Source organism: Saltatorellus ferox (genome assembly GCA_007751475.1).
Classification (GTDB): domain Bacteria; phylum Planctomycetota; class UBA1135; order UBA1135.
The window spans coordinates 3,635,976-3,662,475 of record CP036434.1 but is presented as its reverse complement, the minus strand read 5'-3'; the positions used below and the strand labels follow the sequence as shown (position 1 = coordinate 3,662,475).

The window sequence follows — 26,500 nt, the reverse complement described above, 5'->3', positions numbered from 1 at the left end:
ATTCACGGCATCTCCCGCGATCATCGACGTGAATTGTGGAGCCGTCCGGTGTCCGGCTTGGCACTCTTCGCGGATGAGCGACGGCTACGCAAGCGATCACGACTACTTCGCCAGTTACGCAGACCCCGGCGTCCACCGCCTGATGATCCAGGATCATGCGCGGACGGACGCCTATCGGCTGGCCATCGAGTCGATGGCCCGGGGCAAGCGCGTCCTGGACGTCGGCACCGGCACCGGGATCCTCTCCATGTTCGCGGCGCGCGCTGGCGCGGCCCACGTCGATGCCGTGGACTCGTCCGCCATCATCGAGCTGGCCCGCGACGTGGCCGAGGACAACGGTTTCGGGGACAAGATCACGTTCCATCGGGGCCGCGCCGAGGACCTGGATCTGCCCGGAGACTACGACCTGATCGTCTCCGAATGGATGGGTTTCTTCGGCCTCGCGGAGCTCATGTTCGAGTCCGTGATCGGCGCGCGCAACCGCTGGATGCGCGAGGGCGGGCACATGCTGCCCCGGCACCTCCGCCTCGCCGTCGCGCCCATCGACGATAGCCACGTCCACATGGACCTCGGCATCGGCCTCTGGGAGCGTCCGGTCTACGGCCTCGACTACTCCAGGCTCGTGGAGGCCGAGGTCCAGAGCTTCCTGACAGCGGCCTGCGACCTCAAGGCAGCTTCCCTGATCGGCCCGCCCCAGATCGTCCTCGATCTCGACCTCGACACCGCCACGTCGGACGACTTCTTCTTCACGTCGGCGGTGACGATGCCCATCGAGCGCGACGGCACGATCCACGGGTTCGGCGGCTGGTTCGAAGTGGACCTCGCCCCGAAGATCGAGCTTTCCTGCTCACCGATGAAGGTGCCCACCCACTGGCGCCAGTCGTTCTTCCCCGTGCGCCCGTTCCCCGTCGAGCGCGGCGACACGATCCGCTTTGCGATGAACGCCCAGCGGGCCGAGATGGGCGACCAGCGCCTGCCGCTCTACTTCATCGACGGCGAGGTCATCCGTGAGGGTGACGTCGTGCACCGATTCTTCTACCGGCACCACGGTAGCTTCGAGTAGGGGTCACCTACTTGCGTTGGCCCTCGGTGTAGCCGAGCCCCCGCAGCGTGTCGATCTGCGAGGGATCGAAGGCCGAGGTTTTCGGGCTGGCGCTGGCTCGCCAGCGGCTCAAGGCGAGCTGCAGATCCGCGAGCGCCCCGCGGGCTTCTTCCGACAATGGGCTGGCCCCGGGGGCCAGGAGGTCCGTGCGCTCGCCCGGGTCCCTGCCGAGATGGAAGAGCTGCTGAAGGCCGAGATAACCGGCGTCGATGAGCTTCCAGTCCCCGAGCCGCACCGCCTGCGGTTTCCGTGCGTTCCCCCAGGGCAGGGTCGCCCCATCCGGGGCGACCTCCAGGATTGGACCGGGCTGGGTCGCCTCGGAGAACGTCGCTCGATCCCCGAGCGCCAGCCCCTCGATGGCGGGCATCAGGCTCCTTCCGTGGGCTGGCTCGACGTCTCCCGCCCGAGCTTCCACGAGCCCTAGGGCCTCGAGAATCGTCGGCATCACGTCGACGCCCGAAACCGAGGTGTCCACCCGTCGCCCGGCGCCCCGCCCGTCGGGGAAGCGAAGGATCAGCGGCACGTGCACATCGGTCTGCGAGACCCAGAGACCGTGGTTCCAGAAGTTGCCGTGCTCCCAGAACGTCTCCCCGTGATCGGCCGTCAGAACCACGAGCGTGTCCTTCAGAACGCCGCGTGCGGCGAGCCCCGCGAGGAGCGTTCCGATGGCATCGTCCGTCCGCGTCACCTCGCCCGCATACAGCCGCGCCAGCGTGCGGCCCATCTTCGTCGGAACGCCGGCTGCCCGGCGCACGAGCGGCTCGTTCAGCCCCTTTTGAATCACGGACTGCTGGCCGAGCGGCATGTTCGCCTGCGCAGCCGTGAGTCCTTCCGCGGCCGGACCGCGAAGGATCCGCGCCTGCTGGCTCTGGACCGCCTGCTCGATGTCGTCGAAGTCCCCCACCATGGGCTCGACGCCGTAGCGCTGCGCCATCTCGGCCCCCGGCGCGTACGGCGCGTGCGGATCGAAGTAGTGCGCCACGAGGAACATCCGGTCCGGGACGCTCTGGTCACTCTTGCGTCGCTGAAGCACCTCGTCCACGTGGGAGAGCAGGCGCTCCGTGACATCGGCCGCAGAGCGCTGATCCTGGTCGCGCCCTCCGGCCTCCGCCGCGAGATCGAAGTCGTCGTCGTAGTGATCGAAGCCCTGATCGAGGCCGCTCTTGTGGGTGAGCGCCGCGGAGCCCAGGACGGCGGCGCAGTAAAAGCCCGCGTCGCGCAGCACCTCCTGGAGCAGCTCGTTCTCCGGGCTCACCTGGAAGCCGTTGCGCGTGACGCCGTGACGCAAGGGGTACGTCCCGGTGAGCAGGCTCGTATGCGACGCGAGAGTCGTCGCGGCCGCCGACATGCAGGCGTCGAAGACGACGCCTTCGGCGCCCAGCGCATCGATGGCTGGCGTTTTCACCTCCGCGTTTCCGTAGAGACCCAGATGATCGGCACGCGTGGTGTCCATGGAAATGAAGAGCACGTTCCGGTAGCGCGGAGGCTCTTCGCCCCCGCCCGCACAGGCTGCGATCAGCCACAGCACCGATGACGCCAGTGCCATGGAACGGATCGCCCCGGCCTCCGTCGCAATACGAGACGAACGACGGCGAGCGGTGGCTGCGACAATCAGGCGGAATAAAGAGGCTCTCATAACGGTGAACTGGAGCGAACCTACGGGCTCCCGTCGCCCGCAATAGCGACAAAAAGTAGGAACCGAAGGCCGATCCGGTTCGCCTTCATGGGGTCACGCTAGAATGACCTGTTCTGGCGGCGTCGTATCGACGCCCACGCTCGACCCGCCGAGCGATTCTTCCAGCCACTCTCTTCACTTCATGCACCGCTCTACTCTTCTCGCCGGACTGGCCGCCACGCTCCTCGCCTGGACCGCCGCTCCCGCCGCAGGGCAGGCTCCCCTGACGACCGAACTGTTCGTCAACGGCCTCGTCAGTCCCACCGACCTCACGTTCGCGCCGGGTGATCCCACGCGCGTCTTCATCGTCGAGCAGCGCGGCACCATCCAGGTCGTCGAGAACGGCGTCACCGCTGGCGCGCCCTTCCTCGACATCCGGTCGATGGTCGGCTCCGGCGGCGAGCGCGGCCTTCTCGGCCTCGCCTTCCACCCCGACTACCAGACGAACGGCCGCTTCTTCGTGAACTTCACGAACACGGGCGGCAACACCCGGATCACCGAGTTCGCGGTCACGGCCGATCCCAACGTCGCCGATCCGACCGTGGTCCAGTTCATCGACTCGATCAACCAGGACTTCAGCAACCACAACGGCGGCTGCCTTCGCTTCGGCCCTGACGGCAAGCTCTACGTCGGCATGGGCGACGGCGGCTCGGGCAACGACCCGAACGGACGCGCCCAGGACGGCATGCAGCTCCTCGGCAAGATGCTCCGCTACGACGTGGACATCCCCTCGCCGTTCATCCCCGCGGACAACCCCTTCGTCGGCGTCTCCACCGTTCGCGACGAGATCTGGCACATCGGCGTCCGGAACCCGTGGCGCTTCACCTTCGATCGCATGACCGGCGACCTCTGGATCGCTGACGTGGGTCAGAACGCCCGCGAAGAGGTCGACTTCATTCCCGCTGGCGTGGGCGGACTGAACCTCGGCTGGCGCTGCAAGGAAGGCACGCGCTGCACGGGCCTCTCGGGCTGCGTGTGCACCGACACGACGCTGATCGATCCGATCATCGAGTACACCCACGGTCAGGGCTGCAGCATCACCGGCGGCATGATCTACCGCGGCTCCGCCATCCCGAGCCTCCAGGGCACGTACTTCTACGCCGACTACTGCTCGAACCGGATCTGGAGCCTCCGCTACGACGGCACGAACGTGCTGGACTTCATGGAGCGCCAGACCGAACTCGATCCGCCGGGTTCCGCTTCGCTCTCGAACATCACCGCCTTCGGCGAGGACTTCGACGGCGAGATCTACATCCTCTCGGGCGCGCGCGCGTGGAAGATCGTCGAGGACGTGCCGCCGTGCGGCTACACCAACTTCTGCCAGGCCGTGGCGGGCAGCACCGGAACACCGGCGATCATCGCAGGCACCGGGTCCACCAGCATCGGCGCGAACGACTTCGGCCTTGCGGCCGGTGGCGTCCCGTCGAACGGGATCGGTATCTTCTTCTATGGCCCCGAGCAGACCTCGACCACGAGCGGCCTCGGGAACCTTTGCGTCGCTGGCAATGCTTCGAAGCCTCTGATCCGCATCTACCCCGCGGTTCAGGCGGACATCCTCGGTAGCGCTTTCCTCCAGGTCGACTTCACCGCACCGAACCAGAGCATGGGACCGGGTGCCATCAACGCGGGCGATACCCTGAACTTCCAGTTCTGGTTCCGCGACAACCAGGGCGGCACGCCGAGCTGGAACTTCACGAACGGCCTGAGCGCAGTGTTCTGCCCGTGATCGCTGGACGGCCGATCTCGATCTGCTGAACGGACAAGAGCGCCCGCGCCCTCTCCTCGGAGACGGCGCGGGCGCTCTTTTCGTCGCGCCAGAAGGGCGGTCTTCAACCGCGCGTCAGCCGACCTTCTTGCCCTGCAGGTGCATGTTGGCCCGGAAGATCTCGCCCATCAGCTCCTTCTTGACCTCGGACCTCGCGTCGCCGTCGCCGAGCCCCTGGACGTCGCGGTAGAGCGACGCGACGCCGTCGTCCACGTTCTTGAGCTTTCGGAGTCGAGCGATCTCCTGCTCGGTCATCTCCAGGGATCCCGTCAGCTTCGCGATCCGTCGGTGGAGCTGCTCCACCTCGCGGCGAAGGTCCTCATCGGGCGACCCGGCCGGCGACTTCAGGCTCTCCGCCGAGAGACGCACGACCTCCGCGTTGGCCTCGGCCAGCTCCTTCTCCCAGTCCTGACGCGCCGCGTCCACCGCGCGGTCGATGATCTCCTCCGCGACGGTCTCCGCAGCGACCTCCAGATCCGCGCCACCCTGCACCAGCGACTCGAGTCGCTGGCGATAGCCCATCTTTTCGGCGCGGGCCAGGAGATCCTCGATGTCCTCGCGGCTCACCGGCTTCTTCTCGCGCTCGTAGAGCTGGTAGAGCTCCGTCTGGACGCAGCGATCTCCGCCGCCATTGTCGGCGACGTCGAGACCTTCTTCGGACACGCGCTCCAGCGTCGCGAACGACTTGGCGCCCGGGTCCTGGTTGTGGCTGAGCCCGATCGAGAGCGTGATGCGAATCGTCCGGCCTTCCAGTGCGAAGGCGAGCTCACGCGCGCCCTTCAACAAGCGCTCCGCCAGCGCCTTCGCCGCGACGGGGTGAGTGTGCGGTACCACGGCCATCAGTCGATCGTCGACGATGTAGCCGAGAAGGTCTCCCGCCCGGGTCGCCCCTTTCACGAGGTCGATGATCGAGAAGAGCACCTCCTCCTTGGCCTCGTGGCCGTGCACCGTCTGGATCTGCGCCAGGTGATCCACCTGGATCAGCATGCACGCGATCGGGTAGCTGTACCTCTCGGCCCGCTCGAACTCGATCTGCATGAGCGCGCGGACCTCGTCCCGGGTGAATAGGCCTCGGCCCGTGCGGCTGAAGCTGAGCGTGGCGGTGTTCGACATGGCTTGGAGAGCGGCCGGGGGGACCCCGGGCCGTCTATCCAGCCAAATCGACGTTCACGTACGCCCCGCTTGACGCGGGAGGGACGGCTTTTCCAGGCGTCTCAACGCGGAGCATCCGCCTCGCCCCGGAGGCTTCTCAGGTAGGCCATCAGGTCCTGCATCTCACGGCGAGACAGGTGCGTCGAGATATCCCCGGGCATCGCGGAGACGTCCCTGCGGCGAGCCTCGATCTCGTCCGGCGTGAACTCGAGCTGCTCCTTCTTCGAGTTCTCGAGGACGATGAGATCCGCAGTCTCCTCGAGGATACGACCCGCGAACGCTTCTCCGTCCGCCATGAGAATCCAGCTCTGGAAGCCCTCGGCGATCTCAGCGTTCGGAGCCACCACGGCGCGCAGCAGCGACTCGGCCTCGAGCCGAGCCCCCACCGTGTCGAGCGCGGGGCCCGCCTCGGAGCCACCTGCGCCGCCGACGACATGACACTTGGTGCAGCTCGTCTCCGACTTGGTCGCGAAGATTCGTTCCCCGCGCCGTGCGTTGCCGCCGTCGAGGCACATGCGCCATTCGGCGATGAGGTCACCTCCTTCGCGCGCCGTGGTCCAGGAATCGACAAGCCTTCGCTCGACCGCCTTCACCGCGGGGCTCTCGTGCTTCGCAGCACCCTCCAGCCAGTCGACCAGCAGCGGATCCGATCCCTCGACCAGCCACTCTCCCAGCCGCGCATAGGCCGCCGACGAATCGGCGCCGCCCAGCGTGGACAGGATCTTGATGGCCTCCGCCCTGTCATCGGCCGAGAAGGTTGCACCCGTGTTCTGAATCGTCTGGACGAGTCGAAGCGTTGCCTCGTCCTCCGAAAGCCTTCCAAAGGCCCGTGCCCTCAGGGGGCTCCCCACATCCACGAGCGCAGCGGCCATGGTGCGAACCGTCTCCGGACCGGTCGGGTCCAGCTCGAAGAGGCCCTCGAAGGCGGCTCGCCTCGGCGCCGCGCGGAACGTTTCCGAGCTGGCGATGGCCTCCAGCGCCGTGATCGTCGTCGGCCCGGGCCAGGCACGATGCAGCGCCACGAGCGCATTCATGATCCGTTCGCGGTTCCGCGGCTCCATGCCCTTCGCGGTCTCCTCGATCTGCGCGACCTGCGACGTCGAGAAGAGCGGGTGTTCGCGGAGCGCCTCGATGTCGGCCCCGGAGCCCCCTGGCAGAGGCCGATGATCCTGCAGGATTCCGTCGCGCGTCACAGGCTTCGTCCAGTCGGTGAGGAGCCGCAATGCCTCGGCGCGGACACGCGCGGGGCCTCGCATGGAGCCTGCGAAGTCCGCCAGGAGCCGCGCGGACTCGGGGGTAGCGATCTCGCGGCAGGCGTGGATCGCCCGGCGCCAGGTGAAGTCGTCGGTACCGCCGCGTTCCTCGCCGCCGCCCTCTTGATGGTCGGGCGCCGTCCCCAGGAACGAGCTGAGTTCGTCCATCGCGGATTCGATGCGTGCGTCGTAGATCGCGCGCGCGGCCTCGGCGCGCACCAGCGGGCTCGGGTCCTGAAGGAGTTGCCCGATGGCCTCGTCCTCCCAGCGGCGGAGCACCACGGCCAGTGCGCGGCGCACGTGCTCGACCGGATGCTCCAGCTGCGCGAGGATCTCGCCTGGACTCGCGACCTGCTCCAGAGCGTGGATCGCGGCCTGACGAAGCCAGGGATCCGTGCCCCCGGAGGACTCCAGAAGCGCGACGAGGCCCGCCACGCCGGCGGACGCCTCCGCCTTCATGCCACCGAGCCCCTCCGCGGCGTAGAGCTGAACGCGCGGGCTTCCGTGGGTCAGAAGCTCCGGAAGGCGGCTCGCCGCCGGCTGCCAACCGAGCTCCCCAAAGATCCGGCACGCCTGGGCCACGACCTCGGGATCTTCGTCGGCGAGCAGCCCCGTCAGGTGTTTCGGAAGGCTGCCCGCCAGCGTCTCCGAGCGACGGGCCACGTGCCAGAGCGTCCACATCGCGTGCAGGCGCGCCGTCCGCTCGCGGTCGTCGGCAGCCGGCTCGCGCATTCGCTGGAGCGCCGGGACCATGTGCCGCTGGCCATTCACCGGATCCTGCTCGGCGATCGCGCGGTGCGCCAGCGCCAGCTGAGCTTCCTGCCTGACCCGGCGATCGCGGTGAGCGAACAGAGCCACGAGTTCCTCGTCCGAGTAGCCCGAAGCGCCCGAACGGCTCGCCGCGCGGCCCGCATCGAGGCCGCTGCCGCCGGCGCCTTCCGCCGCCAGCCGCTGCAGCGTCGTGCGCGTGTCCTCGATCGCGGCCACCTCCTCGGCCGTGCGGTTCTCCGGCACCACGCGATAGAGCCGGCCCTTGCCCGTCTGGTTCCAGCCCGAAACCCAGTCGCTCCAGTAGAGGTTCCCGTCGATCCCGAAGTCCACGTCCGTCGGGAGCGCGTCCCAGACGAACTCCTCGGTTTTTCCGAGGCGGAAGCCAGCCCCCTGGACCTCGTTGCCGAAGGCGTAGATCCCGCTGTAACCGGGGTTCCCGCGGAAGTCGCAGATGAAGAACTTCCCGCGCCACTCCTCGCCGAATCCGGTGCCCGGATAGATCGTCAGGCCGGACGGGCCGCTGGTGAAGTTCGCGATCGGCGGCAGGACGTACGCGGGCTGCTCGGGCGAGAACGGCTTCCAGAGCAGCTCATGGTTCCAGGGCCCGCGCGACGTTGGCTCTCCCACCCACTGATAGGCCTGGCGCCAGCCGGTATCGCTGCCCTTCAGGAGCCAGGTCCAGCGCGCCTGATCGCCTCCGTCCGAGTTGTTGTCCAGCGTGAAGAGGTTGCCCACCTCGTCGAAGACCAGCTCCTGGGGGTTGCGCAGCCCGTCGCAGAAGATCTCCAGACCGCTGCCGTCGAGTTCACAGCGGAAGACCGCCCCCGTCCCGTAGCGAACGAGATGCACGCCCTCCGCGGTGGTGATGTTGAACCCGCGATCGCCGATCGAGAAGTACATCCGCCCGTCGGGACCGATCACGAGGCCGTGCATGTCATGGCCGAGGAGCGCAACGCGCAGGCCGTAGCCGCTCGACTGCGAGATCCGCGACTCCGCGACGCCGTCGCCATTCGCGTCCATGAGACGCCAGACGTCCGGGATGCACGTGAACCAGACCTCGGTCGCCCCCGACCCGTCCAGCGGACGCGCGAGAACCCCGGCACCGATGCCCACCGCCGGATCCGTCAGATCCGCCGTGAAGACGTCGGTCGCGTCCGCGACTCCGTCCCCGTCCCGGTCCACGATACGGCTCACGCGCTCGGTCTCGACGGCGTAGCCCCTGGCCAGCCCCTCGTCCCCCTCGTGCTTGCGGAACATCGCGACGCGATCTTCCACCGTCTTGATGGCGAGGTCGTCCTCCAGCCAGTCCATGTGCTCCCGGATGTCCGTGACCCCCTTGTGGTGCCGGAAGGTCTCCGCCACGTAGGCGCGCCCGAAGACGTCGAAACAGAAGGCCACGGGGTGAGCCAGCAGCGGCTCGGAGGCGAAGAGTTCTGCACGGAAGCCCTCGGGGATGCGGAAGCGCTTGAGGGCCTCGCGGGCTTCGGAGGCGAGTTCCACGGGCGCGGTCTCGATCGCTCCATCCCCGTGCGCGCTCCCGTTCGAAGGCTTGCCATCCCGGCCGCCCCCATCGTCCGAGTCACCTTGCGCGAGGGCGGGCGCCAGCCCGAGGAAGAGAGTCGCGATCACGGAGGTCATGCACATGAGCGCAGCATAACCTCAAATCCCCGCCCGTCAGCGCAGCTCTGCCCGTCAGCGTAGCTCTGCCCGTCAGCGTAGCTCTGCCACGATGAGATCGACCATGCGGCCATAGGACGCGACGCCCGCGCCGTGCCCCTGGCTCCTGAGGTAGGTGTCGTTGACCCTCTCCATGGCCCGGGTGGCGACGCGGGAACGCGTTCGTTCCCAGAACGAAGAACGCTCCTGGAGGACCGCGACGATCCGCGCGTCGAGGTCGAGCGCGCGCCGCTTCTGGAGCGCGGGGTCTGCCTTGCGCAGTGCCTGGTGAACGTGTACCAGCGCAAGGGTGTAGGCGGCGATCCGCAGCGGAACGCTCCCGGAGCGCGAGCCCACGCGCCAGGCGAGGTAGTTCGCCTCGTCTTCCCGGGCCCAGCCCTGAACGTGCGCGATCTCGTGACAGGCCGTGAACGCGAGGTCGACCGCAGGCAGGCCCTCGACGACGTGGGCTTCCTGGGTGAAGGGGCTGAAGATCCCGGTGATGCTGGATGCGCCGAGCGCTCCCGACAGGAGAGGGGCGCAGGTCACGGCGGCGCGCTGCCAGCCCAGCGCGGGCTCTTCCTCGATCGCCTCGGCCCACGCGCGGGCGGCGAGACTCCCCGCCTCCGAGGCGACGTTCTCGAGGTCCTCGAGACCGGCAATCTCCCGAAGGAGCTGGCCCAGGTCCCGCTCCAGCTCGAGCGCCGCGTCGTTGAGTGACTCGACGCTGACCGGCTGCAGCTGGAGCCCGAGCGTTCGTGCGAGTGGGACGCGCGCGTGGTTCAGGCCCCACACGCAGAGAAAGACGAGGTACGCGGCCCCGCCGAGGCTGAGGACCCGGCGAAGGAGCGGCCCCACGCCCCGGCGCATCGAGCGCCAGAGCGCCACCAGCACCACGCCGATGAATACGCCCAGGAGAACCTCGGAAAGGGAAGCCCGGCGCACGGAGAGATCTCCCGGATCAGCCCCGGTGAGTTCCGCCCAGCGGGCCCCCAGCACGTTCAGGGCGGAGCCAATCTTCGGGTAGAGGCCCCGCGAGTACAACGCTTCCACGCGGTCCGGCATGGCGCGGGCGACGAGCGTCACCGCCGCTCCGAGCAGCGCGGGCGCGCAGGCCCAGAGCCAGTCTCGCCCCCGCAGCGCCGGGGACGCAGGCGACTGGGACGACGGGGGCAACTGGGACGACGAATGAGCGCGCGGCCGACCTTCTGGAGCCAGTGGACTCTCAGGAAGGTCGGCCGCGCCGTGGGACTCAGGGCGGCTGGCGCCGTCGGTCACTTGAGCTGCTCCCAGTAGTCCTCGGGCATGTCGTGGGCGATCTTCAGGGCGCCGTTGGCGCCGCCGTAGATCGGCTCCTCGATGCGGATGACGTTGCCGCTACCGAGGTTTCGATGCATCTCGGCGGTGATGGCGCGGTCGAGCCCCTTGATCTGGCTACCGCCGCCGGCGAGCAGCACGCGGTTCTTCAGGCGGTCCTGGAATTCGGGGTCGAATGTACCGATCAGCTCGCCAAGGCCTTCGACGATCGGCGGCACGATGCGCTGACACGCGGTCCGCATCTGCTCCGTGATGTCGAACTCCGTCGGCTTGCCGTTGACGGGGAAGCGAACGAGGATCGGCTCGGTCGTCTTGTCGACCGTGGAGTAACGCTCCTTCAGCTCCTTCAGCATCTGCTTCGTGAACTGCGCCTCGGGAAAGGCAGCCGCGATCTCCTTGCCCAGCTCGGCGTCGACGAAGTCGCCGGCCGTTTCCATGGTGATCTGGTCCGACTCCTCGGGCATCGTGCCGTGCATACGGCAGAGGTCGACGGTACCGGCGCCGATGTCGATCACGAGTACGTCCTCGAGCATGTCGAGGCCGTAGGCGACCGAGAACGGCTCCGAGCAAAGCATCACGGAGTCGACGGACTCACGCGCGGCCTGCAGGATCGCGTCCTTGTTGTTGATCTGCGCCTGGGCGGGCACGCCGATCACGGCGTAGACGAGTTCGTCCTTGCGAGGGCGCGCGAGTCGCACGATCTCCTTGACGAGGTCCATGGCGGCGCGGCGGCCTTCCTTGTCCTCGGACCCGTCCGCGTTGAACTTCAGCACGCCGTGCTCCAGCGGGCGGTGCAGGTTGAGCGAAAGACGCTTGCCGCGCGCCTCCTCGCCGAAGAGCACATCCTTCTTCAACAGCTTCCGCGCGACGGGGTCCTTCGGGTATCCGACGAACGACTCGATCGTTTCACGGATACCGTTGCTCGCAGAGACAGAGGTCCGCGACGTGCCAAGGTCGATCCCGAGGTAGAGAACGCCGTGGTCCTTCTTCGGCGATCCTGCATCGACGCTCTCACTGGCGTCGGTCGTGATGTCGGTCATAGTCCGTTGTGGCTGCGCTGGGCGCTGGTCAGTCTGGGGAGCCGATCCCCAGGTTTGGGCTCTCGAAGGGGGACGCCACAGGCTAACGACTGCTGCATGAGGACAAAACCACGTCCCTACCCTACCTGTCGGGCGACGCGCTGCCAGGGCGACCTTTCGTTCGGGAGTCTAGCCGTCAGACGACGTCAATCAGGACCCCCAATAGCCCTAATCGGCATCCCGGGCGGTCGACGTGACCATTTCCCGGAGCTTCAGGTTGGCTTCGAAGATGCTCGACATCAGAGCCTTCTTCTGCTTCACCTCATCGCCGACCCCGTCCACGCCCTGGACGCCGCGGTAGATCGAAGCCACGCCGGTGTCCTCTTCCTGGCGCGACCTGGCAACGATTTCCACATCGCGCTGGTCGAGGAGGCGCGCCATCTTGGCGAGGCGGCGCTCCAGGACGTCGATCTGCTTGCGGGCCTGACTGTCCTCCAGCACCGCCGGAGTGCGCTCCAGATCGGTGTCCCTGGGGCCCTGGGTAGGCAGGACGTAGGCGGGGAGCGGCTGTGCAGGCGGTGCGGCAGCGCCGAGTGCCTGACCTGCAGATGCCTGACCTGCAGCCTCGGAAGGATTGGCCGTGCCCCTGCGACGCGAAGGACCCCGAGTCTCACGCCGCCGCGACCCGGCGGACTTGCCAAGCCCGGGTAGGTCGATTCTGTGGACGAGGTTCCCGCCACGGCTGGGTGATCTGAATTTGGTCATGGGGACCCGGCGTGGGCCGGGATAGCAACTTTGTAGCAGACGCGAGGGAATCGCGGTTCTGCTGTCCGAGTTCCATGTAGGGATTAGGCCACGAACGCCCGAAAATGAGGCCCCAAATCTCCCTGACTGCGCCTCTTTGGGATGGGAACGACCCGAGCTAATGATCCGCGGCGTCCAGCGCGACGGCGCGGATCTCTTCGAGGCGCAGGTCAGGCAGAGGAAGATCCCTCCATCCCTGGCGAAGATAGCCCACCAGCGCCGCTGGTTCATGGGCCGCGTTGCGCACGACGTCCCAGCGCTCCACCTCCACCCAGGGCGACCCGTCGGCATGGATGGCCGTCAGCAGCTGGTCCATGTGCGGGTACCAGTGGCGGGTTTCCCGAACGGATTCATCGATCGCGATCAGCCCCACCCCCTTCGACTCGAGCCAGTCCTCCAGTGCCCTCTGCTCGGAGAACAGCGGCACATAGCTGCGACCGCTCCAGCCGGCGTGGCACAGCGCCTTGCTCGCACGGATCACCAGCGCGCGGGGATCCGCTCCGCCGCGCCGCACCTCGTCCGCCAGTGCCGCTCCGGCGACGAAGAGTCCCTCCCCGACGGGATCCGAGGCGATCAGCATCCGCGTGGGGCCCTCCGGCAATCGCTCGACCCACTCCGCGCCCGCGATATCCCAGCCGCGGAAGTCCTTGACCGGTGGCGCGCCGTTCCAGAGGAGCGCGCTGACGGCAAGGACGGCCACGCCGAGGCCCGCCACGGCCCCTTCGCCCGTGGGTTCGCCCTGCGCCAATCCCTGGCGCTGCCAGCGGCGCGCCAGGCCAAGTGCCGCGTGCCCTGCCCCCAGAGCGGCGAAGACGATCCAGACAGGGGCCAGCACGGAGAGATGTCGTTCTTCTACGCTGCTGGGGACGACGTGATGCAGCGCCGCCAAGGCGAGCGCCCAGGCCGCGAGGGCCGCCCAGCGATCCGATTCGGGACGGCGCCGTCGGCATTCCCGAAGCCCCCACCACGTACCGACCGGAACGAGACACAGGCCCAGGACACCTGCCAGATCCCACGACCAGCCCGCGTACGAGGTGGCGGCAAACTTCGCATACGCCCAGCTGGGCGAGCTTCCGCCGCCCCAGGAGTCCTGCGTCATCGATACCGTGACGAGGTACCAGGGCGCCGTGAGAAGCCCCACGAGCGCGCCAGCGGCCCAGAGTGACGGTCGCTTCAGAACCTCCCAGCGCCCGCTGAAAGCGATGGCCAGCGCTGGCACGAGCGCAAGAGCGAGCCCGGTGCCCTTGGTGAGAACGGTCGCTGCCGCGGCCCCTGCGAACGACCAGACCCAGCGCGCCCGACCCGTTTCGAGGAAGCGGCCGAAGAACAGGACCGCCAGGAAGCTGAAGAGCGCGACGGGGAGCTCGGTCATCGCGGCGCCGCTGCAGAGCTGCACGATCGGGACGGTCAGGAACATCATGCCCGCGACGGTGCCGGCCCAGAGCCCGAGCGGCCTACGGACGAGCTCGCAGACAAGACTCGCGAGCACCGCCGTGACGATCGTGAGGAGCGAAACGATGGCGACCTTCGACGCTCCGAAGACGAGCATCCATACGGCCAGCATGGCGTGGAGCACCGGCGGCCATTGCCCGATGGCGACCTTCGGGTAATGGATGTAGTAGGTCTCCGCGAACCCGCGTGGATCGAGCCACGCGTACGGATCGTGGAAGCCGGCCACGATCCAATCCCGGATCATCAGCGCCGTCACGAGGTGCGCGGGCTCGTCCTCGAAGCCGCCGAACCCACTCTGGTAGGCCCCCACGGCGAAGTGGACGAGGGTCGCCAGCGCCAGGTAGGCGGCGAAGGTCCAGGCCCTCGCGGCTCGCGTCGCGCGCGGCACGCCTCAGCTCCCGATGCGCCAGAGCGGCTCGAACGAGGAGGGCTCGACGCCGAACCATGAATAGAGCGCCGGGATCTCGACGAACATCAGAACGATGAAGAGCAGCGTGATGCCGATCGCGTACGCGAAGAAGCCGTTCTCGCGGTACAGCTTCTCGGGGTTCTGCACCGGGCTGTCGTCCTTGAGGCTGAGCGACATGTACTTCGCGAAGAAGCCCGCGGCGAAGGGGACGCAGAGGATCAGCTCTACCTTGTAGCGGGTGATGAAGACTCCGGAGAAGAGCGCGCACGAGGTCACGTAGAACACCATGCTCGCCAGCAGGCGCGCCTCGTTGTAGACCGAGAACGATCGCCGGTAGCGGGCCGCCCGCCCCTGGTCCCCGATGGAGCGATACTCGGCGAACCGCTTGGTCGCCATGAAGAAGGCCCCGACCATCCAGTACGCGAGCACGAGCGAAAGCGGCGGGAGCCTGTCGGGCACGAGCGCAAACCATCCGAGGGCCAGACGGATCGGATTGTTGACCGACTCCGAAAGGACGTCGATGTAAGCGACCTCCTTGGAGCGAATCGGAGGCACGTTGTAGATGCAGCCCATCACCCAGAGAGCCAGCGCGCTCAGGCCGAACGGACCGTTGAAGGTGAAGGCCGCCGAGACGCCCACGGCCCCGAGCGCGCCCCAGAGAAGGATCGCCGCGGCAGGGTTCACCTCACCTCGCGCGGCAGGCCGGTTCTTCTTCGTCGGATGCTCGCGGTCGAGCGGCGCGTCCAAGAGCTCGTTCAGCACGTAGTTGCTGGAGGCGACGAGGCAAGCGATCAGGAACGCGCCCAGGAGCTTCCACCCCGAGGCCGCGCTGAAGAGGTCGGGTCGATAGAAGAACGCGAGCAGCACGCCGAGGAGCATGAACGCGTTCTTGAACCAGTGATCGATGCGAGCGATCTGGACGTAGGGCCGTACGCGGTCCCAGAGGCCGGTGCCGGAGGGAAGCGCGCTCCCCGAAGTTGCGTGCTCAGGAGATCCCAACGCCATGGGGTACCTCCGAGAAGTCTTGAATCGTGCGGCACCGCGGCGAGGCCGTGCGCTCCGAAGCTTCGCCGCTCTCACCGACGTGACTCACGCCTGTTTCGAGGATCACGTGGCGCATACCAGCGGCCTCCGCCCCTGCCCCGTCGAGGTCGTGCCGGTCACCGACGTAGACGACGTCCCCCGGTGCCGCGCCGAGCGCGCGCGCCCCCGCGAGGAAACCCTTGGCGTGCGGTTTGAAGGCGTTCACGTTTTCATCCGTCGCTCCGATCGCGACGTCGAACAGGTCCGCGATCCCGAGCGCCTGGAGCTTCTCAGCGGGCGGGTAGTCGGAGAAGACGCCGAGCTTGAGCCCCGCGTCTTTCAGCGCCTGAAGGGTCGCTCGAAGCCGCGGCCATCCGGCGTGGCCAAGGTGCCTCAGCGGTTTACGGTACATCCACTCCTCCACGATCTTCTCGACGACGCCAGGCGGAACCCCGAGCTCGGCGGCGGGGCGTTCGTACTGCAGGAGACGCAGGGGCTCGGATCCGTCACCCAGATCCCGTAGATCTTCTCGACGGATCCTGAAGGCTCGCAGGCACCGGGCGACCTTCCAGGCCCCCCGCGGCCCCTTCGTGAGAGGCGCGCACGCCAGCTCCTTGAGCATGGCGCGTCTCAGCGGACGCTGGTCGTACAGCGTGCCGTCGAGATCGAAGAGAACGGCCAGCGGCCGCTCCCAGGTCGGATCGGGGCGAGTCACCATGGATAGGAGATCATCGACCGTGGCAACTGGCCGACTTGTGTACGAGCACGGAAGCTCGCGGGATTCACCGGTCCCGCGCGGAACGGGCCCAAGGAGACCCCTTTCCACCCCAGGCCCCAAGGAAGCGCTCCGGAAATCCTTTCCGGGTCCCTGACGGTCTCGTCAGGTCGCCGAGCGGCCGCCGGCCACCTCTTCGGCGGTCCCGGCCATCACGTCGCCGTCAGGCGTCTCACGAAGGAACAGGTGGTCGTTCCGGCGGAACCAGAGCCAAGCGTACCCCACGTGGACGAGGCTGAAGAGGCAGGTGAACGTGAGGCCCATGGCCACTCCGACCCGAGGAAACTGATGCGCCAGCACCGTGATCACCGTCGTGTTCACGAAGAGCCCCACCATCGAGATGACGATCGCCACTCGCATCTGACCCGTCACCAGGTAGAAGACGTCGTTCGCCACGGAGAAGGAGACGATGGCGAGCCCCGGAGCGAGGATCAGCGACAGGAGCCAGACCGGCTCCGCGTAGCTCTCTTCGAACAAACCAATGACGTAGGGGAGCAGCGGCAAGAAAACCAGAAGACCCAGGGTGACCGCCCCGCCGGAATAGAAGCTCGCCCTCCAGTAGAGGCGGCGGAGGCCGACCAGATCCTTCACCCCCGCGAGCTGTGAAAGCGCCGGAAGCGCCGTCCGGTTGATGCCCTGCATGAACAGGCGCGCCATGGTGATCATCCGCTGGGCGATCCGCAGGTATGTCACCCACTTCTGGTCGCCGACGCCGCCCAGGATCAGCGTGGGCAGGATCGTCATACCGAGTGAATCGATGTTCCGGACGAGCCCGACCTTGATGCCTTCGCGGAGCGCGAGACGCGCGGGCACGCTGCGGGCACGGATCGCCGTCCCCATGCGCGGCAGAGAGCTCGACGGCTCCTTGCGCTCTCGACGAAACGTATCCAGAGCGATCGCGCTGCCCGCCGCCGAAGCAGCGAGCATGCCGACCACCGGCCCCATGGCGTTCCCGAAGGCCAGAGCGCCCGCCAGCACGAGTACCAGTCGACAGAGTTCCTGACCGATATCGACGCGCGCGAGCGCCAGCATGCGACGCTCTGCCTGGAGCGCGGAACAGGCGGCGATGCGGGGCACATCGAGGAGAGGGATGAGCATCAAGAGAACGCTCAGCTCTCCGATCCGAATCTGGTTCTCCTCGAAGTAGGCCTCGCAAGCCGGGGGCAAGACCAGGCCGCCGACGAGGAAGGCGACGACGCTGAGCGCGAGGGACAGGCGAAGCAGAATCCCGACCCAGCCGATCATCCGCTGCTTTCGACCGGCCTGGAGGTTGGCGGCGATCCGCGACGTGGCCACGGACGCCAGCCCCAGGTTCATGAACGACCAGAGCAGCGAGTAGGCGGAGACGGCCAGGTAGAAGATCGCGAGCTCCCCGACGCCCAGAATGTTCGTCAGCGCGATGGTCCCCGCGAGGTTGCTCGCGGCGTTCACGAAGGCGGCGCCCTGGAGCGTCGTCGACTGTCGGAAAAAGCCGCTTCCGAGTGTGCGCCGTAGGAGGGAGATCACTCGGCCGTGGGTACGTTCCCGGCCGGGCTCTGCTGCGTCCCTCCGGGCGGAAGCAGCAGCACGTCTCCGACGAGCCAGTTCAGCTCCTCGCCCACGTCGACGCGGCCGTAGCCGAGCTGGAACATGGCCTCCAGTGCTGCGCGCTGCTTTTCGACCAGCGGATGAAAGTCCTCCTGGAGGACCTCGGCGAGCACCACGGGGAAGCACCCGGTTCGCTCGATCCAGGGCCGAAGGCCGTCGAGTACCGCGTAGTCGTAGCCCTCCGTGTCTGACTTGACGACGTCCACATGTTCGATCCCTCGCTCCGTGAGAAAGTCCGCGACGCGCCGGAGCGTGATCGTCTCCTCCTCGATGACGGTGTCGGGCCGCACAAAGGCCTCCGGGCGGCGATCGTGCATGATCTCCTGGACGAGCGAGTTGGCGCCGTAGTTGTGCGGGGCCTTGAAGATCGTTCGCTGGCCGTTCTCGTCGCCGAGAGCGATGTTCACGACTTCGATGTGGTCGTCATCGGCAAAACGCTCGCGACAGATGGCCGCGTACTTCGCGACCGGCTCGAAGAGAATGCCGCGCGCGTCGGGGCGAAGCTCCCGCAGCACGCGGGAGAACGCACCCACGTTCGCGCCGATATCGAGGAAGAGCCCGCCCTCGGGCAGGTGCGGCAAGATCCGCTCGACGGCCGCGACGACGAGCGGCTCGTGCTTGCTCTCCCACTCCTCGAGGCTGCGGGTAGGCACGCCGGAGCGCATGCGCCGCAGGACCTTCTCGGCGAGGCGTCGGGTGCGATGGAACATGATCGAAAGTGAAGAGTGCCGTCGGGCTCAGATCCCGGAGATGAACTGGAGGTAGCGGTCCTTGTGGTCCGCGATCGTCTTGGAAGGTCCCGTGATCTTGACGGTCCACACCTCCGGGGAATTCTCGACCTCGATGAAGCCCGCGAGGATCGCGCCCGACTCGTGGGTCGCGATGTCGGAGCCCATTCCTGGCATCGGCTGGATCGTGCCCTCGACGTGGACGCTGGTCACGAGGTAGCCGTCCGGCTCGCTCACCCAGCGTTGATCGGCGGTGAGATCGCGGGCCTTGAGCGTGCTTCCCGGTGCGCTCACCTGACCCACCCATCGATCGAGGTTGACCTCGATGCCGCCGATGCCCTGGGGCCAGTGGGCGATCACGCAGAGAGCGTTTTGCTCTTCCGTGGCCCCGGCCAGCTCGAACTGCTTGAATCGCATCGGCTGCTGCACTTCCTGCTCCGTCCAGCCCTCCGGGGCCACCCAGCGAGGACCCGCGGCGGCGGTCTCCGCTGGAGCCGGGTCGACGGCCTCGGTCTTGGGGCCGCAGGCGAAGAGGGCGAAAGAAAGGAGCAGTAGGACAGACTTCATCGAAAACGTCGGGGTCAGGGACTGGCGCAGGTCCCCAAACTCTACCCTGCCCGGTACCAGAACCCATCGAGCTTCTGCGTGCCCCGTCTTGAGCCCGGCTCACAATCGGACGGGAGCATCCGCTCGGTCGGGCCTGCCATCCACCTCTCCGTAGCCGGCCCAGAGCGAGCGGCTTCCGATCGACCGAACCATGCGACTCCCCAGACTCCCCGATGGATCCGGCCGATGGGTCCTCCTCGGACTCATCCTCTTGCCCGTGGCCTTCGTTCGGATCCGGTCCGCCCTCATGTCGGACGAGCAGCACATCGAGGCCCGGATCCTCGACGCACTCGAGGCGCTGGAGGGCCGAAATCCGAGGAAGCTCAGGCGCGTGTTCGCGCGGGACTACGTGGATGAGGGCAGCGGCTACAACCGCAACGATATCGGCCGCTACGCCAACGGTCTGATGGCGCCGGGCGAGCGCTACCGCGGGTCGCTGGTCGAGCCGGACGGCCTGGTCTTCGTCGACCACTCGCCCGAAGGGGTCAAGCCGCGCACCGCGACGGTGCAGGTCAAGTGCCTGATCGAGCACCGTTTCAAGACGACGGAGTTCGCCCCGTGGTGGGACCTGGAGTTCACGGCGGAGATGATCCGCGAGGACGGCAACTGGCGCATCCATCGCACGAGCGACGTGAACCACGACCGGCGACCCCGATAGAGCACCCCGACTGAGATGCCCCCCTGAGGCCCACGAATGGGTCACAGATCGGGTACCAGCTGGGGCCTCACTGCGCGTCAAGTCATCCCGTATTCCTTGAGCTTTCGATAGAGCGTCCGCTCTCCGATCCCGAGCACCTCGGCCGCGCGCTTCCGGTTGCCTTCCATCAGCTCGAGGTTGGCGAGGATCAGCGCCTTCTCGACCTCCTGATGGGAGCGCCCTGCCAGATCGTAGCCACCCGAGGAGGCCGGCAGAGACCCACCAGCGTCGGTTCCGTTCGAAGCACCGCTCGCACCGGACGACCGCGCGCCGCCCGCCACCCGGCGAATACCCTCCGGGACGTCGTCCACCACGAGCACGGCGCCACCGGCGAGAAGCACCATGTTCTCCAGAGCATTCCGTAGCTCGCGCACGTTCCCCGGCCACGGGTAGCGACCGAGGAGCGCGCGGGCCTCCGGCGCGATGCCGGTGATCTCGCGGCAGTGCGTTTCACGGAATTCGGCGACGAAGTGATCGATCAGAAGCGGGATGTCGCCCGCGCGGTCCCGCAGCGGAGGCAGATTGAGCTCGACCACCTGCAGGCGATGGAACAGGTCCTCACGGAACGTGCCGGCCTTCACCATTTCACGCAGGTCGCGGTTGGTCGCCGCGACGAGACGGATGTCGACCTTGCGCGGCTCGTTGCCCCCGACCTGGACGACCTCACGCGCTTCGAGCACGCGCAGCATCTTCGCCTGGGTGACGAGCGGCATATCCCCGATCTCGTCGAGGAATAGCGTCCCACCGTTGGCGTACGCGATGCGGCCTTCCTTGTCGGCGACGGCGCCCGTGAACGCGCCCTTGACGTGACCGAAGAGTTCACTCTCGATCAGACCTTCCGTCAGCGCGGCACAGTTCACCGCCACGAAGTTGCCCTTGGCGCGCTTGCTGTTCGTATGGATCGCGCGGGCGATCAGCTCCTTGCCGGTACCGCTCTCGCCCAGGATCAGGACGGTCGCGTCCGTAGGCGCCACGCGCGCCAGGATTTCGAAGACCCGAATCATCTCCGGGGAGCGCCCGTGCAAACCCTCGAACCCGAAGCTCTTGTCGAATTGCCTGCGCAGCTCCACGTTCTCGTTGCGCAGCGTCTCGTTGTCCTTGCGGAGCCTGCTCTTCTCGACGGCGCGGGCCAGCTTGGCCCGCAGTTCGGTCAGCTTCACCGGCTTCGAAAGGTAGTCCTCGGCGCCTTCGCGCATGGCGTCGACCGCCGTCTCCACCGTCGCGTGCCCGGTGACGAGAAGCACCGGCGTATCCGGCGCCAGCCTCTTCGCCTCGCGCAGGACCTCGAGCCCCGAACGATCGTGCATCACGAGGTCGGTGAGCACCGCATCGAAGGAATGGGCTTCGAGCTGAGCAATGCCCTCGCTGCCGGAACCGACCACCACGCAGTCGTAGCCGTCCATCTCGAGGCCGTCCCCGAGCGCCTCCCCGTGCCCGAGGTCGTCGTCAACCACGAGAACGCGTCCTGATCCTTCGGAACTCATGGCTCTGATTCTGCGCTCGGCGGCGCCTGGGCTCCCTTGGTGATCGGAATTTCCTGCAGAAGCGGCAGCCAGATCAAGAATCGCGTCCCGCGCCCCGCCTCACTCTGCACGCCGATCTCACCGTCATGCATCTCGATGATCCGCCGGACCGTCGCCAGGCCAAGCCCCGTGCCACCGCGCTTGGTGGAGAAGTAGAGGTCGAAGCAGTGCTCGAGCTGATCCTCGGTCATCCCCACGCCGGAGTCGGTGATCGCGAGCTCAGCACGCGCACCCGAGCGCCTGAGTTCCACGATGAGCTCGCCGCCGCCCGGCATCGCTTGCCGCGCGTTCACCAGCAAATTCATGAGGACCTGGCGGAACGCGCCGGAGTCGAGCATCGCGAGCGGCAGAGCGTTCGGCAACGACGCGTGAAGCCGCACGTTCTCGGCCTCGAGCTCGGGAGCCGCAAACTCCAGCACCTCGCGGATGAGGGCCACGAGATCACCGGGCGCACGGTTGATCTCTCCGCCGCGGGCGTAGTGAAGGAAATCGTCGAGGATTCCCTCCAGCCGGCTGATCTCTCGCTGGAGCGTGTGGACACGCTTGAGGGAGCGCTTGTCCTTCGGGCTCTGAACGCCGTCGCCACCGGGCGCGGGCTGGAACTCCTCCTCCAGCAGCGTGAGGTTGATCGCCATGGTCGAGAGCGGATTCTTGATCTCGTGGGCGAGTCCACCCGCCAGCCTTCCGAGGAGCTTCCGGCGCGAGTGCCCGGTCCCGCGCTCGCCGTCCACGTCGTCCGCCGAAGGCGGGACCGGAGCCGCAGGCCCCCAGGCGTCCGCAGTTCGTTCCTTCGACTCAGTCTCGTCCGTGTCTGCCATGTCGCGTGCTTCCAGCTTTCGGAGCCCCAAGCGGGGCCTGTCTCCAGTGCCCCTACGGACCCTCGACGGCTTTCTTACCGCCGTTTTGGCGGCAAAGGTCCTGGCTCGGGGGCCGTGGAAGGCTACAAGGTACCCTCCAGGACTCCAACCACGCGCCCCCATCCCGTGACTGCCCCCTCCTCCGAATCGACCCCTCTGGCCGCCAGTCCATTCACCGAGGAGCAGGTCCGGTCCGCCGTGGAAGCGCTGGCTGACGGGAAGGTCGTGGGGCTCCCGACCGAGACCGTCTACGGGCTGGCCGTGAGGGCCGATCTGGAAAGCGCGCTCGCCCGGCTCGGCTCGCTCCTCGAACACGACGAGAGTGGACCGTTCACCTGGCACACCACCGATCCCGAGGCCCTCCTGCAGTCGTCCGATCTCGGTTCCCTGGCACGGCGACTGGCGGAGCGCTACTGGCCGGGGCCGCTGACGCTCGTTCTCCAAGGGAGCGTTCACCAGGGTAGCGGTGAGGGCGAGATGGAGGAGTCCCAGGCACCCGTCGGCGCGGCGCTCCTGGCGACGGATGGCCTGCTGGCAGCGGGCGGATGGACAGGCGTCCGTGTCCCGTCACACGCGGGCACGGCCGCCGTGCTCGAGGCAGCCCCCTTCCCGGTGGTCCTTGCGAGCGCGGCCCGTGGAAAGGCCGCGCCCGCCGTGACCGCGTCCGGCGTTCGGGATGCCTTCACGGAGAGCGAAGTGCCCCTCGTCCTCGACGGCGGCCCCGCCTCCCTCCAGACCCCGTCCACCGTTCTGGCCCTGGGACCCGGTCGGTTCGAGGTCCTTCGCGAGGGCATCGTCACGCCCGCTGAGCTCAGGCGCGCGACCGGCCTGTCCATCCTGTTCGTCTGCACCGGCAATACCTGCCGCAGTCCGATGGCAGAGGGCATCGCGCGAGCCGCCATTCAGCGCGCCCTCGGCAGCGCGGACGAGACGGCCTTCGGCTTCCACGTCGCGTCGGCAGGCGTCTACGCAGGCGTCGGGTCGCCACCGTCCGAACACGCCGTCACGGTCCTGCATGATCGGTCCATCGATCTCTCCGGGCACCAGTCGCACCCGGCGATTCCCCGCGAGATCGCGGCCGCTGACCGCGTCTATTGCCTCACGCGCAGTCACCGTTCCGCGCTTCTCTCCGTTCTCCCTCCAGGTGCGGCGGATGCGGTCGAGTTGCTGGATCCAGCGGGCCGCGACGTTCCGGATCCCTTTGGCGGGCCGCTCGAGGTCTACCGCCGGACGGCCGATGTGATCGAAGGGTTCATCGAGGCGCGGCTTCCAGCCTGGGTCGGACACTCGTAAGGCCTGGTCGTGAGACCAGGGAGCGTCGGCAGGCGGGAGTCCCACGGGGAATCCCCCTCGGCTCACCTGTCGCGTTCGCGACGAAGTTCGGCAGATCCGATCGTCTCCGAATCCACTCGCTCGTCCGGCACGTCTCCGAGCAAATAAAGGTCCCCGGTACCGGTGAGGCGCGAACGCAAGGAGTCTTTCACGTGAACCCATGCGTCGCCGCTACCGAGGCCCGAGTAGCTCGCCGTTCGCGATCTCAGGTGGCGCAGATCGAGGTCGCCGGACCCGACGTGACGGACCTCGAGCGTATCGACCGCTCCCTCGGCGGCGAGGTCGCCGGATCCCGTCATGGCGATGCTCAGGGCGCTTCCACGGGTCGCGAACGACGTCACGCCCGAAAGCCGCACGTCACCGGAACCGACGGAGGAAATCCCGAGCAGGCGAGCGGTTTGGACCTCGATGGACGGCAGCGGATCCAGGCGAACGTCGTCGCGGAAGCGCAGCGTGAGAGTGGTGCCGTCCAGGGTCGTTTCCACCCAGGAGAGAAGGTCCGAGGCACCTTCGAGAAAGACCACGGTCTCGGGTCCGGTCGACTCGAGAAGCGCGCCTTCCTCGGAGGGGAGGACGAGCACCGAGAGGTCGACACGGCCCCTGAGTTCGATCCGCTCGATCGGACGGAAGGTGCGCTGCTCCTGGACCACGGGGCCGCTCCCACGGATCACGGTCGGCCCGCCGCCAGGACAGGCCGTCAGCCCGCCCAGGGCAGCACCGCCCAGGGAGCTCAGGGCCAGGGCCTTCAGAATTCGCGACCTCGGGTACGTCATGCTTCTTCCATTCGTATCACAGGGCCCACTATTTCGAGGGGCCACGCGGAGAACTTGCCCGCGCCAGGCCTGGGCCTGGCCGGGACCCGGAACGGATCACGCTTCGCCCGCGACGAGCACCGCGTGGGCCCGTTCGGGTTCCGAGGCGGCGAGGAGCTCCTTCCGGACGAGATCCTTCGAGAGGACCCGCGCGATGTCCGCCAGCGTCCGGATGTGCAGTAGCTTCTGGCTCTTCGGAATCACGAGCAGCACCACGAGCCGGGTCGGGCGCCCGTCGATCGATTCGAAATCCAGGCCCTGCTCGGTCTGAATCACGCCGAGACACGCAATCACCTCGGACACGTCCTCGAGAGCCGCATGGGGAATCGCGACCCCGTCCTCCATGCCCGTGGACATCGAGCGCTCCCGCGAGAGCACGGCCTCACGAACGGCATCGGCAAGTTCGCTCTCCAGACGGCCCGTTTGAACCAGGTGCTCGACCAGATCCTGGATGCAGTTCCACTTGTCCGCGGGGTTGAATCCGAGCAACAGGTCGTCGGGTCCTATGAGCTCACTCGGTTTCATGGCGTGGAGGATAGCGTGGAGCCCCGCAGATAGATCCGTCCCTTGAAAAACGATGCGACGAGAGCCGCGCCCATCAGGAGCTGGAGCTGACCCCAGGGCGTCGGCGCCGCTTGCGGCGCGACGTCACCGAACGGGAGCAGCCCGCGGGCCAGTTCGGGCGCCAGCCCGAGCGCGAGGCTGCCGAACGCGGCGGAGAGCACGGCGATCAGGAAGAGCTTGGGCTCCCTCCGACGCGTTCCCGGCGGCACATGGCCGAGGGTTTCCGGGGTACGGAGAAAGACGCGGTGAACCCAGGGGAGCGCGACCAGGGCGAAGAGCGGCGCTGCGGAAAGGGCGAGCCCCAGTGATTCCGGGCCCTGGCCGTTCAGTTCCAGCGCGCCCACGGTCCGGGCTCGGCCGTGGAAGGCACCCAGGAAGGGCGCACCTGCGGCATCCGCCGCGGCGACCAGGCCCGCGAGGAAGGTCAGCGGAAAGAGCTGAGCCAGACCGTTCGGTGCCAGCCCAGGATGAGCCGCTTCCTCCGCGCGCACGAAGGCGAGGAGGGCGGCGAGCGCGCTGATCGGTAGAGCGAGCCCCACGAGGCCGATGGCGAACGCATCCGCGGACGCCTCCGTCGCCGCGCCCTGGCCCGCGATCAGGGCCCAGCACGCGGCGTAGACGAGGCTGCTCAGCTGGTGGGCGGCGCAGCGCTGGAGGAGCGCCACGACGGGCATGATCCAGACGGCGATGGACCCGATCTGAGCCAAGAACTCGGAGCCAGCGAACGTGCATGAGAGGAGCACCGCGTAGGTGATCGGTCGAAGGACGGCCGTCAGCCCGTAGCTGAACCTTGCGCCCCTCTCGACGTTCGGTCCACAGGCAAGGCCGGCCCAGACACCGCCGAGCAGCCCCGGGAGCACCAGCGGGAGCGCCAGTGCCACGAAGCCAAGCGTCGTGGAGGGATCACCGCCGAAAGGGGTTCCGAGCCACTCCAGGGCGCTCTCGCCGCCGGCGCTCCTTCGAAGGCGTCCAGCCAAAAGGACCCCGACAGGCGAAAGGACTCCGACGAGCCAGGCAGGGATCGCGCGCCGACCGCGGACGGAAAGAATGAGATCGCAGACGCTCAGAATCAGCAGCGCAACGGCGGCTCGCTCCAGCGTCGGGGACGCGATGGCGGCCGCCGCCGCGGCCGCCGCGAGCCAGCCGCCCGCGACGTGGGCGATCCGCCGACCCGCCGGGCGCCCGACACGCTCACCTGTGGCGCTCGCCAGGACCGACACCAGGACGCCTGCGGCCAGCGCCGCGAGGCCGGCAGCTCGGACGCCTTCCACCAGGAACGCGGGATCGGGGTCGCCTCCAGGGAGAGTCAGCGTCTGAACGAGAGAGAAGGTCAGGCTCATGATCGCGTCACCCGGGCCAGGCCCCACGCGACGAGCACCAGAACGAGCGTGGCCGCGGCGCCAGCGGCGGGCAGTTGCCAGAGGCTCTCCCATGGCGACTCCCCGGAAATGAACGCGCCAGCCCAGCCGACCAGGAGCCCGGCGACCAGCCAGGCCCGCTGCGGCCACGCCGGATCGCGTCCGGAGGATCCTGAGATGCTCGGACCGGCCGGATCAACGGGCGCTTCGAGGGAAGGTGACATCGTCGAATCGCTCATGGGCGGAACAGGGTGACCGCGCAG

22 protein-coding genes are annotated in these 26,500 nt (G+C 67.8%); 4 read left to right on the top strand and 18 right to left on the bottom strand.

Annotation, left to right across the window (positions count from 1 at the left end):
• The first annotated feature begins 73 nt into the window (after positions 1-73).
• Entirely contained in the window at positions 74-1,063 is a 990-nt protein-coding gene (locus tag Poly30_RS13105) for a methyltransferase domain-containing protein (protein ID WP_145197984.1), read from the top strand.
• A gap of 7 nt (positions 1,064-1,070) precedes the next feature.
• Here Poly30_RS13105 and Poly30_RS13100 read toward each other — a convergent pair whose 3' ends face one another.
• Positions 1,071-2,648 carry a sulfatase family protein gene (locus Poly30_RS13100; RefSeq protein WP_419191333.1) on the bottom strand — a complete coding sequence of 526 codons (1,578 nt, stop codon included), beginning with the start codon at positions 2,646-2,648 and terminating at the stop codon, positions 1,071-1,073.
• Between the two features lie 271 nt (positions 2,649-2,919).
• Here Poly30_RS13100 and Poly30_RS13095 point away from each other — a divergent pair, with 271 nt between their 5' ends.
• Entirely contained in the window at positions 2,920-4,503 is a 1,584-nt protein-coding gene (locus tag Poly30_RS13095; protein ID WP_419191332.1) for a PQQ-dependent sugar dehydrogenase, read from the top strand.
• Between the two features lie 114 nt (positions 4,504-4,617).
• On the opposite strand, the gene Poly30_RS13090 is transcribed toward Poly30_RS13095, so the two are convergent.
• The 11 genes from Poly30_RS13090 to Poly30_RS13040 all read right to left on the bottom strand — a co-directional run bounded on the left by Poly30_RS13090 (position 4,618) and on the right by Poly30_RS13040 (position 19,055).
• Positions 4,618-5,655 (bottom strand): GGDEF domain-containing protein, encoded by a 1,038-nt coding sequence (locus Poly30_RS13090; protein WP_145197977.1) that lies wholly within the window; start codon positions 5,653-5,655, stop codon positions 4,618-4,620.
• Positions 5,656-5,756: 101 nt separating this feature from the next.
• Positions 5,757-9,356, bottom strand: coding sequence for a DUF7133 domain-containing protein (locus tag Poly30_RS13085; RefSeq protein ID WP_145197974.1), 3,600 nt, complete (start codon positions 9,354-9,356; stop codon positions 5,757-5,759).
• A gap of 72 nt (positions 9,357-9,428) precedes the next feature.
• Positions 9,429-10,550, bottom strand: a complete 1,122-nt coding sequence (locus Poly30_RS13080) for a DUF3810 domain-containing protein (RefSeq protein WP_145197972.1) — start codon at positions 10,548-10,550, stop codon at positions 9,429-9,431.
• Between the two features lie 98 nt (positions 10,551-10,648).
• Entirely contained in the window at positions 10,649-11,731 is a 1,083-nt protein-coding gene (gene mamK, locus Poly30_RS13075) for a MamK family actin-like protein (RefSeq protein ID WP_145197971.1), read from the bottom strand.
• 207 nt (positions 11,732-11,938) lie between these two features.
• Positions 11,939-12,475: a hypothetical protein gene (locus Poly30_RS13070; protein ID WP_145197969.1), complete on the bottom strand. Its 537-nt coding sequence runs from the start codon at positions 12,473-12,475 to the stop codon at positions 11,939-11,941.
• 157 nt (positions 12,476-12,632) lie between these two features.
• The gene (locus Poly30_RS13065) at positions 12,633-14,354 is read right to left on the bottom strand and encodes an ArnT family glycosyltransferase (RefSeq protein WP_145197967.1); all 1,722 of its coding nucleotides are present in this window, start codon (positions 14,352-14,354) and stop codon (positions 12,633-12,635) included.
• 3 nt (positions 14,355-14,357) lie between these two features.
• On the bottom strand, positions 14,358-15,374 hold the full coding sequence (locus tag Poly30_RS13060) for a UbiA prenyltransferase family protein (RefSeq protein WP_419191331.1): 1,017 nt from the start codon (positions 15,372-15,374) through the stop codon (positions 14,358-14,360).
• Positions 15,361-16,116, bottom strand: coding sequence for an HAD family hydrolase (locus tag Poly30_RS13055; protein ID WP_145197963.1), 756 nt, complete (start codon positions 16,114-16,116; stop codon positions 15,361-15,363). Before Poly30_RS13055 ends, Poly30_RS13060 begins: the two co-directional genes overlap by 14 nt.
• 162 nt (positions 16,117-16,278) lie before the next feature.
• Positions 16,279-17,679 (bottom strand): lipopolysaccharide biosynthesis protein, encoded by a 1,401-nt coding sequence (locus tag Poly30_RS13050; RefSeq protein WP_419191330.1) that lies wholly within the window; start codon positions 17,677-17,679, stop codon positions 16,279-16,281.
• Entirely contained in the window at positions 17,676-18,470 is a 795-nt protein-coding gene (locus Poly30_RS13045) for an FkbM family methyltransferase (protein ID WP_145197959.1), read from the bottom strand. The genes Poly30_RS13050 and Poly30_RS13045 overlap by 4 nt, the downstream gene beginning before the upstream one ends.
• Before the next feature lie 27 nt (positions 18,471-18,497).
• A complete protein-coding gene (locus Poly30_RS13040) occupies positions 18,498-19,055 on the bottom strand; it encodes a hypothetical protein (protein ID WP_145197957.1) in 558 nt (185 codons plus the stop codon).
• Positions 19,056-19,245: 190 nt separating this feature from the next.
• On the opposite strand from Poly30_RS13040, the gene Poly30_RS13035 reads away from it, so the two are divergent.
• Complete coding sequence (locus Poly30_RS13035) at positions 19,246-19,752, top strand: nuclear transport factor 2 family protein (protein WP_145197955.1); 507 nt, start codon at positions 19,246-19,248, stop codon at positions 19,750-19,752.
• 77 nt (positions 19,753-19,829) lie between these two features.
• On the opposite strand, the gene Poly30_RS13030 is transcribed toward Poly30_RS13035, so the two are convergent.
• Positions 19,830-21,275 carry a sigma-54-dependent transcriptional regulator gene (locus Poly30_RS13030; protein WP_145197953.1) on the bottom strand — a complete coding sequence of 482 codons (1,446 nt, stop codon included), beginning with the start codon at positions 21,273-21,275 and terminating at the stop codon, positions 19,830-19,832.
• Positions 21,272-22,132, bottom strand: a complete 861-nt coding sequence (locus Poly30_RS28440) for a sensor histidine kinase (RefSeq protein WP_419191329.1) — start codon at positions 22,130-22,132, stop codon at positions 21,272-21,274. Before Poly30_RS28440 ends, Poly30_RS13030 begins: the two co-directional genes overlap by 4 nt.
• Before the next feature lie 165 nt (positions 22,133-22,297).
• Here Poly30_RS28440 and Poly30_RS28435 point away from each other — a divergent pair, with 165 nt between their 5' ends.
• Positions 22,298-23,464: a Sua5/YciO/YrdC/YwlC family protein gene (locus tag Poly30_RS28435; protein WP_419191328.1), complete on the top strand. Its 1,167-nt coding sequence runs from the start codon at positions 22,298-22,300 to the stop codon at positions 23,462-23,464.
• A 62-nt stretch (positions 23,465-23,526) separates the two neighbouring features.
• On the opposite strand, the gene Poly30_RS13010 is transcribed toward Poly30_RS28435, so the two are convergent.
• The 4 genes from Poly30_RS13010 to Poly30_RS12995 all read right to left on the bottom strand — a co-directional run bounded on the left by Poly30_RS13010 (position 23,527) and on the right by Poly30_RS12995 (position 26,476).
• Complete coding sequence (locus tag Poly30_RS13010; RefSeq protein ID WP_145197949.1) at positions 23,527-24,276, bottom strand: GIN domain-containing protein; 750 nt, start codon at positions 24,274-24,276, stop codon at positions 23,527-23,529.
• A 96-nt stretch (positions 24,277-24,372) separates the two neighbouring features.
• Positions 24,373-24,840 (bottom strand): PTS sugar transporter subunit IIA, encoded by a 468-nt coding sequence (locus Poly30_RS13005; protein ID WP_145197946.1) that lies wholly within the window; start codon positions 24,838-24,840, stop codon positions 24,373-24,375.
• Positions 24,837-26,219: a hypothetical protein gene (locus Poly30_RS13000; RefSeq protein WP_145197944.1), complete on the bottom strand. Its 1,383-nt coding sequence runs from the start codon at positions 26,217-26,219 to the stop codon at positions 24,837-24,839. The genes Poly30_RS13005 and Poly30_RS13000 overlap by 4 nt, the downstream gene beginning before the upstream one ends.
• Positions 26,216-26,476, bottom strand: coding sequence for a hypothetical protein (locus Poly30_RS12995; protein ID WP_145197942.1), 261 nt, complete (start codon positions 26,474-26,476; stop codon positions 26,216-26,218). Before Poly30_RS12995 ends, Poly30_RS13000 begins: the two co-directional genes overlap by 4 nt.
• Between the last annotated feature and the right edge of the window lie 24 nt (positions 26,477-26,500).

Coding starts and splice junctions, on each gene's coding strand:
- Poly30_RS13105 (WP_145197984.1), top strand. CDS start 74: ATGAGCGACGGCTACGCAAGCGATCACGACTACTTCGCCAGTTACGCA.
- Poly30_RS13100 (WP_419191333.1), bottom strand. CDS start 2,648: ATGGCACTGGCGTCATCGGTGCTGTGGCTGATCGCAGCCTGTGCGGGC.
- Poly30_RS13095 (WP_419191332.1), top strand. CDS start 2,920: ATGCACCGCTCTACTCTTCTCGCCGGACTGGCCGCCACGCTCCTCGCC.
- Poly30_RS13090 (WP_145197977.1), bottom strand. CDS start 5,655: ATGTCGAACACCGCCACGCTCAGCTTCAGCCGCACGGGCCGAGGCCTA.
- Poly30_RS13085 (WP_145197974.1), bottom strand. CDS start 9,356: ATGACCTCCGTGATCGCGACTCTCTTCCTCGGGCTGGCGCCCGCCCTC.
- mamK (WP_145197971.1), bottom strand. CDS start 11,731: ATGACCGACATCACGACCGACGCCAGTGAGAGCGTCGATGCAGGATCG.
- Poly30_RS13070 (WP_145197969.1), bottom strand. CDS start 12,475: ATGACCAAATTCAGATCACCCAGCCGTGGCGGGAACCTCGTCCACAGA.
- Poly30_RS13055 (WP_145197963.1), bottom strand. CDS start 16,116: ATGGTGACTCGCCCCGATCCGACCTGGGAGCGGCCGCTGGCCGTTCTC.
- Poly30_RS13045 (WP_145197959.1), bottom strand. CDS start 18,470: ATGTTCCATCGCACCCGACGCCTCGCCGAGAAGGTCCTGCGGCGCATG.
- Poly30_RS13040 (WP_145197957.1), bottom strand. CDS start 19,055: ATGAAGTCTGTCCTACTGCTCCTTTCTTTCGCCCTCTTCGCCTGCGGC.
- Poly30_RS13035 (WP_145197955.1), top strand. CDS start 19,246: ATGCGACTCCCCAGACTCCCCGATGGATCCGGCCGATGGGTCCTCCTC.
- Poly30_RS13030 (WP_145197953.1), bottom strand. CDS start 21,275: ATGAGTTCCGAAGGATCAGGACGCGTTCTCGTGGTTGACGACGACCTC.
- Poly30_RS28440 (WP_419191329.1), bottom strand. CDS start 22,132: ATGGCAGACACGGACGAGACTGAGTCGAAGGAACGAACTGCGGACGCC.
- Poly30_RS13010 (WP_145197949.1), bottom strand. CDS start 24,276: ATGACGTACCCGAGGTCGCGAATTCTGAAGGCCCTGGCCCTGAGCTCC.
- Poly30_RS13005 (WP_145197946.1), bottom strand. CDS start 24,840: ATGAAACCGAGTGAGCTCATAGGACCCGACGACCTGTTGCTCGGATTC.
- Poly30_RS13000 (WP_145197944.1), bottom strand. CDS start 26,219: ATGAGCCTGACCTTCTCTCTCGTTCAGACGCTGACTCTCCCTGGAGGC.
- Poly30_RS12995 (WP_145197942.1), bottom strand. CDS start 26,476: ATGAGCGATTCGACGATGTCACCTTCCCTCGAAGCGCCCGTTGATCCG.